This window comes from Sphaerisporangium dianthi (assembly GCF_042654065.1).
In the GTDB taxonomy this organism is placed as follows: Bacteria; Actinomycetota; Actinomycetes; order Streptosporangiales; family Streptosporangiaceae; genus Sphaerisporangium; species Sphaerisporangium dianthi.
The window spans coordinates 70295-84970 of record NZ_JBHSFP010000008.1 but is presented as its reverse complement, the minus strand read 5'-3'; the positions used below and the strand labels follow the sequence as shown (position 1 = coordinate 84970).

Here is a 14676-nt window from a genome sequence, read left to right as displayed (position 1 = left end):
CAAACCCGCCCCCCAACAGGGCGAACGGCGCCCGGCCCGGCGTGTCGCGCCCCCCTCTCCCCTGGGCCACGCGGGCACCACAGGTCACGGCCGCGCCGCCGTGCCGGCGTGATCGACTTTCCGCACTCGTTCGGCATAAGATCGTGAAGTCGAACACGGTATCGATCGAACTCCCGTACGATGTCGCTCACCGGACGGCTCCCCGAATAGGCGACTCTCGAACAACTGTTTGATGACGATCTTGAACAGGGATATTGTCGCTGTGTGCGACATGAGCGATACGGATGCAGAGCCGGCCGGGCGGTTCGGTGTCAGAGGGCGTCCCGGTGGCGTCCGGCGAGGAGGGCATTGTGAGCGAGCAGCAAGAGATCGGCACGGTTGTCAGCGATCTGGCGGTGCGCCGGCGTGACTCCCTTGGTCTCACCCCGCGGCAACGCAAGATCCTCGAAGTGATCCGTGACTCGGTCCAGCAGCGCGGCTATCCGCCTTCCATGCGCGAGATCGGCGAGGCCGTCCAGCTCACCAGCACCTCCAGCGTGTCGCACCAGTTGACCGCCCTTCAGCGCAAGGGCTACCTCCGCCGTGATCCGCACCGTCCCCGCGCGCTCGAGGTCCGCCTTCCCGGCGAGCCGGCGCTGTGGGTCGACCCGGTCGCCCCGGGCGAGGACGAGCAGCTCGTGAGCCGCCCGACGGCCGCGTTCGTCCCGCTGGTCGGCCGCATCGCCGCCGGTGGCCCCATCCTGGCCGAAGAGCGCGTGGAGGACGTCTTCGCCCTGCCCAAGCAGCTCGTGGGCGAGGGCACGCTGTTCCTGCTCCAGGTCGCCGGCGACTCGATGATCGACGCCGCGATCGCCGACGGCGACTGGGTGGTCGTGCGCCAGCAGCCGGTGGCCGACAACGGCGACATCGTCGCCGCCATGATCGACGGCGAGGCCACCGTGAAGACCTTCAAGCGCAAGGACGGCCACGTCTGGCTGGTTCCGCACAACACCAACTACGACCCGATCCCCGGCGACGAGGCGACCGTTCTGGGCAAGGTCGTCGCGGTCCTGCGCAAGCTCTGACCGCGCCGCCGTCCGTCGGCCACACCGCCTCGCTCCGCGCCTGGGCGCCCACCTCACCGGTGAGCGCTCAGGCGTTTCGCATGCCCGCTCCGCGCGTCTCGTCACCGCCGCGGGCGCGCCACGCCGTCGTGTCAGGCGCGCACGCGCCTGACACGACCGGGCCGAGGCGGCTCAGGGGACGATGTTGACCAGCTTGGGCGCCCGCACGACGACCTTGCGCGGCGCGCCGTCCAGGTAGGTCCGCACCTTCTCGGAGGCCAGCGCCAGTTCCTCCAGCGCGGCGCCGGAGATGTCCGGGGAGACCTCCAAGCGGTCCCTGACCTTGCCCGCCACCTGCACGACGCAGGTGACCGACTCTCGCACCAGCAGTGCCGGGTCGGCGACGGGCCAGCCCCCGCGCACGACCGTCGGGCCGTGGCCCAGCCGCTCCCAGCCCTCCTCGGCCACGTACGGGGTGACCAGCGACAGCATGACGGCGAGCGCCTCGGCGGCCTCCCGCACGGCCGGGTCGGCCGCTCCGGGGCCGGAGTCGATGGCCCTGCGCGCCGCCGTGGTGAGCTCCATCAGGCGGGCGATCGCCACGTTGAAGTGGTGGGACTCGACCAGCCTGGTGACCTCGTCGATGGTGCGGTGGGTGACCTTGCGCAGCTCCAGGTCGCCGGTGGCGGCGTCCGTGCCCGGAGCGGAGGCGGAGGCGGCCTCCGCCATGACGCGGAACGCCCGGGCCAGGAACTTCTGCGAGGCGGCCGGCGAGACGTTCGCCCAGTCGATGTCGTCCTCGGGCGGCCCGGCGAACAGCATCGTCAGGCGGACCGCGTCGACGCCGAAGCTGTCGATCTGCTCGCCCAGGTCGACGCCGTTGCCCAGCGACTTGGACATGCCCTTGCCCTGGTTGATCACCTCGCCCTGGTTGAGCAGGCGGACGAACGGCTCGGTGAAGTCGACCATGCCCATGTCGTGCAGGACCTTGGTGAAGAACCGCGAGTACATCAGGTGCAGCACGGCGTGCTCGGAGCCGCCGACGTACTGGTCGATCGGACCCCAGCGCCTGACCTGCTCGACGTCGAACGGGCCCTCCTCGTACTGCGGCGAGCAGTAGCGCAGGTAGTACCAGGAGGAGTCGACGAAGGTGTCCATCGTGTCGGTGTCGCGCAGCGCGCGGCCCCCGCACTTGGGGCAGTCGACGTTGACCCAGTCGGCCGCGCTCGCCAGCGGCGAGACGCCCTTCGGGGCCAGCGCCTCGCCGCGCAGGTCGGGCAGCGTGACCGGCAGCTGCTCGTCCGGGACGGGCACCTCGCCGCAGTCGGGGCAGTGGATGATCGGGATCGGCGTGCCCCAGAAACGCTGGCGGGACAGCAGCCAGTCGCGCAGGCGGTAGTTGACGGCCGCCTTGCCGGCGCCGCGCTCCTCCAGTATCTCGATGATGCGGGAGATCGCCTCGATCTTGGACAGGCCGTCCAGCGGCCCGGAGTTGACGAGCGTGCCCTCGCCCGGCGTGGCGACGCCGGTCTCGCCGGGGTCGGCCAGGCCGGTGTGCACGACCACCTGCACGGGCAGCTCGAACTTCAGCGCGAAGTCCAGGTCGCGCTGGTCGTGCGCGGGCACCGCCATGATCGCGCCGTGGCCGTAACCCGACAGCACATAGTCGGCCGCCCACACCGGCAGCCGCTCGCCGTTGACCGGGTTGACGGCGTAGCGGCCCAGGAAGACGCCGGTCTTCTCCTTGTCGGTGGCCAGCCGCTCGATGTCGGTCAGTTTGGCGACCTGGGAGCGGTAGGCCGTCAGCTCGGGCAGCCGCTCGGGGTCGCACAGCTCCTCGGCCAGCGGCGCGTCGGCGGCGACCACGAAGAACGTCGCGCCGTACAGGGTGTCGGGACGGGTGGTGTAGACGGTGACCGGCTCGCCGCGGCCCTCGATCTCGAACCGGACGTCGGCGCCCTCGGAGCGGCCGATCCAGTTGCGCTGCATGGTCAGGATGCGCTCGGGCCAGCCGCCCAGCTGGTCCATGTCCTGCAGCAGCCGGTCGGCGTACTCGGTGATCTTGAAGTACCACTGGGTCAGCTCGCGGCGGACCACGTCGGTGCCGCAGCGCTCGCACCGCCCGGCGACGACCTGCTCGTTCGCCAGCACCGTCTGGTCCTTGGGGCACCAGTTGACCAGGCCGCCCTTGCGGTAGGCCAGGCCTCGCTCGAAGAACCGGTTGAACAGCCACTGGTTCCAGCGGTAGTACTCGGGGTCGCTGGTGTGCAGCCGCCGGGACCAGTCGAAGGAGATGGCGTATCGCTTGAACGAGGTCGCCTGGGTCTCGATGTTCGCGTAGGTCCACTCGGCGGGGTGCGCGTTGCGCTTGATCGCGGCGTTCTCGGCCGGCAGCCCGAAGGAGTCCCACCCGATGGGGTGCAGCACGTTGTAGCCGCGCTGGAACCAGTAGCGGGCGACGACGTCGGCGATGGCGAAGACCTCGCCGTGCCCCATGTGCAGGTCGCCCGAAGGGTAGGGGAACATGTCGAGCAGGTACTTGCGAGGACGCGCGTCGCCGGCGTCCTCGTTCGCGCGGAAGGGGTCCAGCTCCTCCCACCGTGCCTGCCACTTCGTCTGAAGCGCCTGCGGGTCGTACTGCTCGTCACTCACGGCCATGTCCCTCGGGTTCGACTCATCGCGGATGGCTTGACCAATAAAGAAACCCCTCGTGGGCACGAGGGGCAGCCGCGTCGACCGGTATCAGCTCGGTCGGCGCGGCCCGCTAAGAAGCAGGGTCCTGCCACGCATGGCTCAAGGGTAGCGCAGCGGGCAATCGGTCTTCATGGCCTCGGGGCGCCTGCCCTGCGTAACAGCGGGAAAACGGTGAACGGCCGCCCAACGGTGATAGATCCGTTGTGACCTCATATGTCCCATTAGTTTACCCTTTTCGCGTGGCGAACTCCTATGAACCGGCGAGCGGCCCGAATGTCGCGGAGGAGGGCCTGCCGATGCAGGATCCTCCGACCGACCCGACGGGCCTGCAGTTCCGGGGAGCTTTCTCTGATTCTCCTGCGGAGACCCCCGCTTCGCATGAGATCATGCCGAGCACCCCCAATCCGGGCATGATGTCGGGAGGTTCGCCAGCAATGGCCCCTGAGCAGACCAGCCGGTCCACGCGACCCCCAGCGTGGCCGGAGATGCCGCCTCCTCCCCCTCCGCCCGCACCGTCGGTGTTCGACCCCGCGCCGTACGGCGCCCGCTCCGCCGACCCCCACTCGCCCGGGAACGGGCAGCAGCACTACAGCGCCCAGTCAGGTCGAGAGGCGACCACCCAGACATCGTTCCCGCCGCCGCCCCCGCTCGCCGACCCGCCGTTCTCCCCGCAGCCCACCGGGCCGCAGCAGTACACCCCCCAGCCCACCGGGCCCCAGCGGTACACCCCTTCTCCCACCGGCCCCCAGCAGTACGCTCCCTCCCCCACCGGGCCCCAGAACCACGTCCCCTCCACCGGGCCCCAGCGGTACACCCCTTCTCCCACCGGCCCCCAGCAGTATTCGGCCGCGCAGGCCGCGCAGGCCACGCAGGCCGCGCCTCCGGCGTACGCCCCTTCGCCGTCCGGAGAGCGGCAGTACGCGCCGTCTCCGACCGGCCCTCAGGGGTACACCCCCTCGCCCTCCGGGCCGCAGCAAGCGGCGCCGGCGTACGCTCCCCCGGTGACCGGGCCCCAGCACGCGCCCGCGGCCGGCGCCGCGTACGTCCCGGCGGGCACCGAGACCACCATGCGCGTGACGGCCCCCGCCGCCCCCGAGCAGCAGCAGCCGGCACGGCGTCACGCGGCGCCGCCCAGCCCCGAGGACCCCTACAAGCCCTTCGTCACCGCCGGGCAGATCAGCGGACCCAAGACCCCTCCTCCCGAGCGTCAGCAGGAGCTGTGGAACACCGTCTTCGGTGACAACTACGAGGCGATCGGCGAGGAGGCCGACGACGCCGGCAACGGCAGGCGCGTGTGGCTGCTCGCGCTGGTCGCCTCGGTGGTCGTCGCCCTGCTGGCGGCCCTGCTGTGGGCGTTCCTGGTGGGGCCGCTGAGCGGCTCCGGCGGCGACGGATCCACCGCCGCCTCCGGCGAGGCCACCCCCAAGAGCACGGCCAAGGCGTCGTCCTCCGGCAAGGGCGGAACCGGCACCGCCAAGCCGCAGTCGATCGGCCGGCTGCCCAAGTACCGCGGCACGGCCTCGCCGCGCACGGGCGTCCTCACCGACCAGGCGGCCGGGGTCGGCATCGCCCGCCTGGGCGGGCCGTGGCGGCTGGACTCGCGCTCCGAGCACATCAAGTCGACCTACGGCTACACGACGCGCCAGTACGTGGCCGCGGGCGTGGACTCGGCGGGCAAGCCGCAGTTCGCCCAGGTCATGACCGGGCCGCTGCCCGAGGCCCTCGCCTCCAAGTACTCCGCGGCCGAGCCGGACAAGCTGGCCCCGGTGATCAGTTCGGTGGCCTTCGCCGCGCGCAACAAGTTCTTCCCGGCGGGCAACAAGGTCGTCAAGACGGCGGAGCAGAAGGTCTCGGCGGGCGGTCACCCCGCGCGCCTGGTGGCCTACCAGGTGATGGCGGGCGACGCCAAGACGACGCTGGTGGTGGCCGCGGTGAGCACCGGGGGCGACCTTCCGGTGGTCGTCTACATGTCGGTGCCGGACAGCAAGAAGGAACTGCTGCCCGACGTCAACACGGTGTTCTCCTCGATCAGGCCGACGACCCCCGCCTCCTGACCGGGCGCGCGAAGCGCCGGGCCGTCACCCACGAGGCCCCGCGCACCGCGGGCCCCGGCCGCCGCCCGGTGCGGGGGCGGCCGAGCGCCCCGAGGTCCGCGGGCGGCGGCGGGCGCGCCCGCTCAGAAGTCGCAGGGCAGGTGCTTGACGCCGTTGATGAAGCTGGAGAACAGCCGCTGCGGCCGGCCGGCCTCGATCTGCGGCACGCGGCCGAGCAGCTCGCGGAACATCAGGGTGATCTCGCGGCGGGCCAGATGGGCGCCCAGGCAGAAGTGCGGGCCGGGGCCGCCGAACCCGACGTGCGGGTTCGGGTCGCGGGTGATGTCGAACCGGTAGGGGTCGGCGAAGACGGCGCCGTCCCGGTTGGCCGACCAGTAGTACAGGACGGTCTTCTCGCCCTTCTTGTACAGGGTGCCGTTGAGCTCGTGGTCGCGGGTGACCTTGCGCCGCATGTAGTTGACCGGCGAGGCGAGCCGGACGATCTCCTCGACCGCCTTGGGCGCGTGGCCGTCGATGTCGGTCAGCCAGCGCGCCTTCTCGGCGGGGTTGCGGGTGAGCAGGAGCAGGCCCTGGGAGATGGCGTTGCGGGTGGTCTCGTTGCCCGCGACGACGAGCAGGATGAAGAACGACCCGAGCTCCTGCATGGTGAGCCGTTCGCCGTCGACGTTGGCGTTGACCAGGGACGAGGTCAGGTCCCCCGTGGGGTTGTCCGCGCGGTAGGCGGCGAGATCTTGCACGAGCTGCTGGAGCTCCAGCCCGGCGTTGAGCAGGGCGGTCACGATCTGGTTCTGGTCGCCCGAGGGCACATACTCGGGGTCGGACGCGCCGAGGATGACGTTCGACCGGTCGAAGACGTATCCGTAGTCCTTCTCCGGGATGCCCATCATGTCGCAGATGATCTTCAGGGGCAGGCGGGCGGCCACCTCGGTGACGAAGTCGCACCCCGGCCCCTTCTCCAGCAGCCCGTCGACGATGCCGGCCGCCGCGGTCCGCACGTCGTCCTCGAACTTCTGGATCATCTTCGGGGTGAAGGCGCGCGAGACGATGCGCCGCAGCCGGGCGTGCCGCGGGTCGTCCATGTTGATCATCGAGCCGAAGTACTCGGCGAACTCGGCGGGCATGTCGACGATGTTGGTGGCGCCGCCTTCACCCGAGCTGAAGACGTCCGGGTTGCGGCTGATCGCAAGGATGTCCGCGTGCCGGACGATCGCGTGGTACCCATCGCCCCGCGGCGCGAACGACAGCTCAGGCTCGGCGAAGAAGACCGGGGTGTCACGCTCGCGCAGGAGCTCGAAGGCGTGCTCGCGCTCGGCGATGGGCCGCGCCCAGAAATCCCAGTCGGAAAGGTCGATCTGCTCGCAGGAGGTGATGGGCTTGCGCTCGGGGGGTGTCTCCACGCTCATACTTCCATGATTGAGAGAAGTGCTCACTTACGTCAAACCGGCCCTCCGAGCGGCGGGCGGCCACAGGGCGGCTCCGACCGCCGTCACCGCGGGCGCGCCTCCGCCCCTCTTCTCAGCCGGACGGCCATCCCGCCTCACCCGCCCAGGATCAGGTCCGCCGCCTTCTCGGCGATCATGATGGTGGGCGCGTGGGTGTGGCCGCGGTTCAGCGTCGGCATGACCGAGGCGTCCACCACGCGCAGCCCCGGCACCCCGATGACGCGCAGCGAGGGGTCCACCACCGCGTCGTCCTCCGTGCCCATCCTGCAGGTGCCCACCGGGTGGTAGAGCGTCTCGGAGCGCTCGTGGACGTACCGGGCGAGCTCCTCGCCGGTCTCCGCGCCCTCGTAGGGCTTCATCGGCGCGCCCGCGTAGGGCTTGAGCGCCGGTGTGGCGAACGCCTCCCTGGCCTTCCTCAGCCCGGCCACCAGCCGCCGCACGTCGGCCTCCGCGGTCAGGTAACGCGGGTCGATCACCACGTCGCGGCCGTCGAGGGTGATCTGCCCGCGGCTCTCGGGCTGGAGCAGGATGACGCCGATGGTGATGCCGTGCCCGGCCGGCGGGGTGAGCCCGTGGTCGGTGAACGGCGCCGGCGCGAAGAGCAGCTCGATGTCGGGGGCGGGCTCCTCCGGCGAGGTCCGGATGAAGGCCACCGCCTCGCCGACGTTGGAGGTGAGCAGGCCGTCGCGCCGGAACAGGTAGCGCAGGAGGTTGCCGGCCGACTCCGCGCCGGCCAGGGTGACCGGCTCGGTGCACTCCAGCATGATCGCCGAGGCCAGGTGGTCCATGAGGTTGCGCCCGACGCCGGGGAGCTCGTGACGCGGCGCGACCCCGTTGGCCCGCAGCTCGCCGGGGTCGCCGATGCCCGAGAGCATGAGCAGGTGCGGCGAGCCGATCGTCCCCGCCGACAGGATGACCTCCTTGGCCGCCGTCACCCGCCGGCCGCCGTACTCGACGCCCGTGGCCCTGCCTTCGTCGTCCAGCACGACGCGGTCGACCTGCGCGGCGGTCAGCACGGTCAGGTTCGGACGGCCCATCGCGGGCCGCAGATAGGCGTCGGCGGCGCTCCACCTGCGCCCGCGATCCTGGGTGACCGGCGTCGGCGAGAAGCCCTCGTTCGAGGCGCCGTTGAGCTCCTCCAGCCGGGTCAGCCCCATCTGTTCGCAGGCGCGCAGGAACGCCCGGGTGGTCACGTTGGGGGCGCGCAGCTCGGAGATGTAGATCGGGCCCTCGGTGCCGTACACGTCACCCCTGTTGGAGCCGACCCGTCGTTCCGAGCGCCGGAAGTACGGCAGGACCTCGTCGTAGGACCACCCGGGCAGGCCCCAGCCGTCGTAGTCGGCCCGGTGCCCTCTGACCCACATCTGGGCGTTGATCGACGACGAGCCGCCCAGAGTCTTGCCGCGCGGCCAGTACAGCCGGCGACCGGACATCTCCTTCTGCTCGGCGGTGGAGAAGTCCCAGTCGTAGGGCGTCTTGAAGAGCTTGGAGAAGGCGGCGGGCACGCGGATCTCGAACTTGCGGTCCGCCCCGCCGGCCTCCAGCAGCGCCACCCGCACGGAAGGGTCGGCCGAGAGCCGGTTGGCCAGGACGCAGCCGGCCGAGCCCGCTCCGACGACGACGTAGTCATATTGCATGGGGGGCCTCCGATGGGGACGTGAGCGGCTCTCCCCGTACTTACGCCCGCCGGCCGTCCCGCGTCCACGCTCGTTACCGATTATTGACGCGGCGCAGAGCAAGGGCTCCAAGCATTCAACCCACCCCAAATCAGGGCAAACCAACAAGGTAGGCGGGTCGGAAGATCTCAGCTTGACTGGAGGCGATGCCATGGACGTCCGCGAGCTCATGCGGCGGGTCCCCGAGCTGGACAGGTTCCCCGGTGTTGACGAGATGCACGCCGATCTCGACGAGGCGGCCGCCCGCCACCCCGGTCTCGTGCGGCTGCGCCGCATCGGCACCTCCCGCCTGGGCGAACCGCTGCGGGTGCTCACCGTGGGCGCCGGGAGCCGCGACGCGCTGATCATCGGCGGGCCGCATCCCAACGAGCCGATCGGCTCGCTCACCGTGAGCCGGCTGACCCGCCTGCTCTGCGAGGACGCGGCCCTGCGCGAGGGACTCGGCTACCGCTGGCACCTGATCCCGTGCGTCGATCCCGACGGCGCCCGCCTCAACGAGGGCTGGTACGCGCGCCCCGGCGACCGGCGCCACTACGCCAGGCACTTCTACCGGCCCGCCTGGCGCGACCAGGTGGAGTGGACGTTCCCGATCTCCGGCGACGGCTACGTCTTCGACCGCAGCCTGCCGGAGACCGAGGCGCTGATGCGGCTCATGGACGAGCTGCGGCCGGCCTTGGTCTACTCCCTGCACAACGGCGAGTACAGCGGCGCCTACTTCTACCTCAACCGCCGCGACCGCGCCCTCGCGGCGCGGCTCACCGAGCTCCCCCGCCTTGCGGGCATTCCGCTGCACCACGGCGACCCCGAACTGCCCGGAGCCGTCACGATCGCCCCGGCCGTCTACCTCACCCCCGGCGGGCCCCAGCAGGCCCGGACCTTCGGCTTCGGAGGCGGCAGCGCCGACTACGCGGCCAGGTTCGGCGCGCTGCACCTGATCACCGAGCTGCCGTACTGGGCCGACGACCGCGTCTGCGACCTCACCCCGACGGCCGCCTCCTACGGCGACGTCGTCAAGGCCGGGCTGGCCGCGCAGCGGGAGGTGATCGACACACTCGGGTCGGTCATGGCGGCGGTGCGCGCCGACCTCACCGTCCGGTCGCCGTTCCGCCGCTCGACAGAGGACATGCTCGACGCCTACCGCAGGTTCGCCGACGTCTGGGAGGACCTGCCGGACGTCGACCGGCCGGCGACCGTCGCCGAGCAGTTCGGCAACCGGCAGACCCTGCACATGCGCCGGTTGCGCCTCTGCGGCACCTTCCGCCGCATGCTGGACGCCGAAGCCGCGGCGGGCAACCTCACCCCGGCCATCCGGGCGCGGCGGGAGCGGCTGCGCGAGCTGTTCGACGTCTGGTGCGAGGAGGCCGAGGCGGAGTCCGGCGGACGCCCGATCGCGATCCGCAAGCTGGTCGCCGTCCAGCTCGCCGCCGCCCTCGTCGCCGCCGAACACCACGCGCGAGGCTGAGCCACGGCGGCCCGTCCGGGCGCCGCGCGCGAGTCCGCGTCGGACGCCGCGCGTGAGCCGGAGAAGGCGGCGGCCCGCCCGGCCTCCTTGCGGGAGACCGGGCGGGCCGCCGTCACGCGATGGCGCCGCAGGGAGATCAGGGCCAGTCGAGCGAGGGCCTCAGCGAGACGCCGGCCTCGCCCTTGCTGCCGAGCTTCACCCCGAGCACCTGGTGCAGCTGCACCTTGTTGCGCTCGAATCCGACGATGCAGCCGGCCATGTACAGCCGCCACACCCGGGCCGTGCCCTGGCCGACCTCCTCGACCGCCTCGTCCCAGTGGGCGTCGAGGTTCGCGCACCACTTCTCGAGGGTCTTGGCGTAGTGCTCGCGGAGGTTCTCCTCGTGCCGGATCTCGAAGCCGGTGTCCTCCATCTCGCGGACGAGATGGCCGACGGACTCGAGCTCACCGTCGGGGAAGACGTACCGGTTGATGAAGCCGCCCTTGTTGATGGTGCGCTCTTTGCCGGTGGGCCGGGTGATGCAGTGGTTGAGCAGCCGGCCGCCCGCCTTGAGCTTTCCGTACAGGAACCCGAAGTAGCCCGGCAGCTGGTCTTTGCCGATGTGCTCGGTCAGGCCGATCGAGCTGACCGCGTCGAAGCCGGTCTCGGTGACGTCGCGGTAGTCGAGGTGGCGCACCTCGGCGAGCTCGGACAACCCCGCCTCGGCGATGGCCTTCTGCGCCCACTCGGCCTGCTGGCGCGACAGCGTCACCCCGAGGCCCTTGACCCCGTAGTGCTTGGCCGCGTGCATGACCATGCCGCCCCAGCCGCAGCCGACGTCGAGCAGGCGCATGCCCGGCTTGAGGTCGAGCTTCTTGGCGACCAGGTCGAACTTGGCGAACTGCGCCTCCTCCAGCGTGGAGCCTTCCTCGGGGAAGACCGCGCAGGTGTAGGCCATCGAGGGGCCGAGCACCCACTCGTAGAACCGGTTGGAGACGTCGTAGTGATGATGGATGGCCTCGGCGTCGCGCTGCTTGGCGTGGCGGCTGCCGAGCCTCGCCATGGCGCTGCGGCGCACCTCCTGCGGCGGCAGCGGCACCCGCATGAGCAGCGGCTTGACGCCCAGCGACCGCGCTACGGAGAGCTTCTCCCTCATCGGCATGTCGTCGAGAGTGATCTGCGCCATCTCCGACAGGAGGGTGTACATGTCGCCCTGCACGTCGATGTGGCCGGCGATGTACGCCCTGGCGAGCCCCATCTCCCCTGGGGACTGCGCCAGGTAGGCCACCGCTATGGGTGACTTCACCTCGATGCGGACAGAAGCTCCCGACGGCCCGGCCTTGCTGCCGTCGTAGGCGGCGAACTCCACGTTCGCCGCCGGCCCGACGATCTTCTCGAAGATCTGGGCGAGTGTCATGCGACCAACCTCCTCAACGCCCCCGTACGCATTTCTCATAGAGGTCGAGCAGCCGGGCGCCCGGATCATAGGCGCGTTTGACCGGCCAGTAGGCGTCTCCGTTGTAAAGACGCCAGAACTCCTCACGGGGGTAGAACGATGTCGAGTACAGGGACTTGTGGCCGCCCAGCTCGTGCACGGAGTTCTCGATCAGCCTGTTGTGATGGCCGTCGAACTGTCCGCGCGGCAGGGCGACCATGCCCCAGAACCCGAAGTTCACATAGAGCTTTCCCGGCTCCAGCGGGTAGAGCGGCCACTGGCCCGTGGCCTTCAGCGGGCACATCCACACGGGCGTCATGCCCACCTTGTCGTGGAAGAACTCGAGGAAGTCGGCGCCTTTCTCGATCGGGATCTCCACGTCCTGGATGACCGACTCCTGCACCGGGTTGCCGCGCCACCGGTCGACGCGCGCGGTCACGCCGTACCTCTGGTCGAGACCGACCAGCTTGCGGTAGACGTCCGAGCGCAGCCAGCGCCGGGGCATCAGCGAGCGCACCAGCGGCTGCTGCACGCCGAAGGCGCGCGAGCACCAGAACCAGTCGGTGTCCCAGCGCCACAGATAGTCGCGGACGGTCAGCCAGTCGCGGGTGCGGGTGCGGATCGACTGGTAGTAGATGCGCATCCCGGTGTAGTCGGATGCGTAGGGCGCCCGGTCGGCGAACTGGCCGACGGTGACGTACATCTCGCCGGGCTCGAAGAACGTGCCGTCGACGAAGTCGACCTTCTCGCCCTCGTAGTGGCCGCTGTCGCAGATCTCCTGCATGGCGAGCATGCACTTGCCGGCGTCGGAGAAGGGGATGTGCGTGAGGCGGACGTAAGGCTTGACGGGCACGAGCTTGATGCGCAGCCGCAGCGCGTAGCCGAGCGTGCCGTAGGAGTTGGGGAACGACCTGAACAGATCGCGGTGCTCGTTGTCGTCCCTGGCCACGATGACGCGGCCGTCGCCGGTCAGGATCTCCATCTCCTCGACCGACTCGTGCGGGAGCCCCTGCCGGAAGCTGGAGGACTCGATGCCGAGCCCGGTGACCGCGCCGCCCAGCGTGATCGTCTTGAGCTGCGGGACCACGTACGGCATGAGGCCGGCCGGCAGCGTGGCGTCCACGAGGTTCTCGTAGGTCGTCATGCCCTGGACCTCGGCGGTCCTGGTCTCCGGATCCACCTGGATCACCTTGTCCAGGTCGCGCGCGGAGAGTTTCGCCGACTTGCCGGCCTCGCGGAACCGGAACAGGTTCGTGGTCGGCTTCGACAGCCGCGGGGAGGCTCCCTCGGGGAGGGCGGTGTAGGACTCCCTGATCTGCTCCACAGCCCTTTGATGGGCTGTCATCTGGGCGGTCGTCCTCACCGTGCGATCTGGCATGCCACCACCCCCTATAACTAAGCGTGGAGATCGACGCTACGACGCTATCTCCTGTCTTGACCATCGACCAGAGTAGACACGTTAAACCCGCGCAAACTCGCGACCCCCCTTCAAAAGGCTGTGGCGCAGGGGTTAGCGTCATGTTCCCAGGTGAGAGGCGGGGTCGCCTGGCCCGTTTCCACCAAGCGTTTGCTTGCTATCGCGATGCGGTCTATCGTCGGCTTCGCACCCGAGGAGAACAGCGATGAGTCGGAACGGCGGCCAGGACCCCGCGGACCACACCCCGCGGGGCGACGGCGACCTCGCGGCCCCACCCACCACGAGCACGAACGGCGCGCCCTCCGCGAGCACGGACGACGCGCCCGCCGGGCCGCTGGCCGGGGTGCGGGTGCTGGAGCTCGCCGGCCTCGCGCCCGGCCCCTTCGCCGGCATGATGCTGGCCGACCACGGCGCCGAGGTGCTCAGGGTCGACCGCGTCGGAGCCGTCACCGCGAACGGCGACCGCCCCCGCCCGGACGTCATGGACCGCGGCAAGCGCACCATCGGCCTGGACCTGAAGTCGCCCGACGGCGTCGCCGCGTTCAAACGGCTGGCCGCGACCGCCGACGTGGTCATCGACGTCTTCCGTCCCGGCGTCGCCGAGCGCCTCGGCATCGGCCCCGCCGACCTGCACGCCGTCAACGAGCGGCTCGTCTACGGCCGCATGACCGGCTGGGGACAGGACGGCCCGCTCGCGGCGACCGCCGGGCACGACATCGACTACATCGCCGTCGCCGGCGCGCTGTCGCTGCTCGGCCGCGAGGGCGGCAAGCCCACGCCCCCGATCAACATCCTCGGCGACTTCGCCGGCGGCGGGCTCATGCTGGCCTACGGGGTGGTGCTCGCCCTGTTCGAACGCGAGCGCACCGGCCGCGGCAAGGTCATCGACGCCGCGATGGTCGACGGGGCCGCCACTCTGTTCGCGATGTTCTACCACTTCGCCCAGAGCGGCTTCTGGGGCCCGCGCGGCACCAACCTGCTCGACACCGGCGCCCCGATGTACGACACCTACGAGACCGCCGACGGCCGCCACGTCGCGGTCGGATCGCTCGAACCGGCCTTCTGGGAGGAGATGGTCACCCGGATGGGCCTCACCGGCCTGCCCGGCCGTGACGACCGCGCCAACTGGCCGGAGATCCGCGAGCGGCTCACCGCCGCGTTCAAGTCCAGGACGCGCGCGGAATGGGAGGCCGTCTTCGAGGGCTCGGACGCGTGCGTCTCCCCCGTCCTGGACATGGGCGAGGCGGCCCGGCACCCGCACAACGTCGCCCGCGGCGCGTTCGTCGAGGTCGGCGGGATCACCCAGCCGGTGCCCGCGCCCCGGCTGCTCGGCAGCGGACGCGGCGGCCTCGCCCAGGCGACCCGCCTGCACGACCTGTCGGCCTGGGGCCTGCCCGACGAGTACGCCAAGGCCTTGCGCGAGGCCGGAGTGCTGGCCTGACACCCCTTGCGGCAACCTGGAGCGGCGCCGGGG

General features: G+C 70.8%; 9 protein-coding genes. 4 read left to right on the top strand and 5 right to left on the bottom strand.

Annotation, left to right across the window (positions count from 1 at the left end):
- Nucleotides 1–284: 284 nt before the first annotated feature.
- The gene (gene lexA / locus ACFO60_RS14485; RefSeq protein WP_380840689.1) at nucleotides 285–1064 is read left to right on the top strand and encodes a transcriptional repressor LexA; all 780 of its coding nucleotides are present in this window, start codon (nucleotides 285–287) and stop codon (nucleotides 1062–1064) included.
- Nucleotides 1065–1235: 171 nt separating this feature from the next.
- On the opposite strand, the gene leuS is transcribed toward lexA, so the two are convergent.
- Nucleotides 1236–3701, bottom strand: coding sequence for a leucine--tRNA ligase (gene leuS, locus ACFO60_RS14480; RefSeq protein ID WP_380840687.1), 2466 nt, complete (start codon nucleotides 3699–3701; stop codon nucleotides 1236–1238).
- A gap of 521 nt (nucleotides 3702–4222) precedes the next feature.
- On the opposite strand from leuS, the gene ACFO60_RS14475 reads away from it, so the two are divergent.
- Nucleotides 4223–5791, top strand: coding sequence for a hypothetical protein (locus ACFO60_RS14475; RefSeq protein WP_380840686.1), 1569 nt, complete (start codon nucleotides 4223–4225; stop codon nucleotides 5789–5791).
- 122 nt (nucleotides 5792–5913) lie between these two features.
- Here the strand turns inward: ACFO60_RS14475 and ACFO60_RS14470 are convergent, their stop codons facing one another.
- Nucleotides 5914–7194: a cytochrome P450 gene (locus ACFO60_RS14470; RefSeq protein ID WP_380840685.1), complete on the bottom strand. Its 1281-nt coding sequence runs from the start codon at nucleotides 7192–7194 to the stop codon at nucleotides 5914–5916.
- A 134-nt stretch (nucleotides 7195–7328) separates the two neighbouring features.
- The gene (locus ACFO60_RS14465) at nucleotides 7329–8870 is read right to left on the bottom strand and encodes a GMC family oxidoreductase (RefSeq protein ID WP_380840684.1); all 1542 of its coding nucleotides are present in this window, start codon (nucleotides 8868–8870) and stop codon (nucleotides 7329–7331) included.
- A 172-nt stretch (nucleotides 8871–9042) separates the two neighbouring features.
- Here ACFO60_RS14465 and ACFO60_RS14460 point away from each other — a divergent pair, with 172 nt between their 5' ends.
- A complete protein-coding gene (locus ACFO60_RS14460; RefSeq protein ID WP_380840683.1) occupies nucleotides 9043–10371 on the top strand; it encodes a M14 family zinc carboxypeptidase in 1329 nt (442 codons plus the stop codon).
- A 136-nt stretch (nucleotides 10372–10507) separates the two neighbouring features.
- Here the strand turns inward: ACFO60_RS14460 and ACFO60_RS14455 are convergent, their stop codons facing one another.
- Nucleotides 10508–11767, bottom strand: coding sequence for a class I SAM-dependent methyltransferase (locus ACFO60_RS14455; protein WP_380840682.1), 1260 nt, complete (start codon nucleotides 11765–11767; stop codon nucleotides 10508–10510).
- A gap of 13 nt (nucleotides 11768–11780) precedes the next feature.
- A complete protein-coding gene (locus ACFO60_RS14450; RefSeq protein WP_380840681.1) occupies nucleotides 11781–13130 on the bottom strand; it encodes an FAD-binding protein in 1350 nt (449 codons plus the stop codon).
- Nucleotides 13131–13407: 277 nt separating this feature from the next.
- Here ACFO60_RS14450 and ACFO60_RS14445 point away from each other — a divergent pair, with 277 nt between their 5' ends.
- Entirely contained in the window at nucleotides 13408–14643 is a 1236-nt protein-coding gene (locus ACFO60_RS14445; protein WP_380840679.1) for a CaiB/BaiF CoA transferase family protein, read from the top strand.
- The last annotated feature ends 33 nt before the right edge of the window (nucleotides 14644–14676 follow it).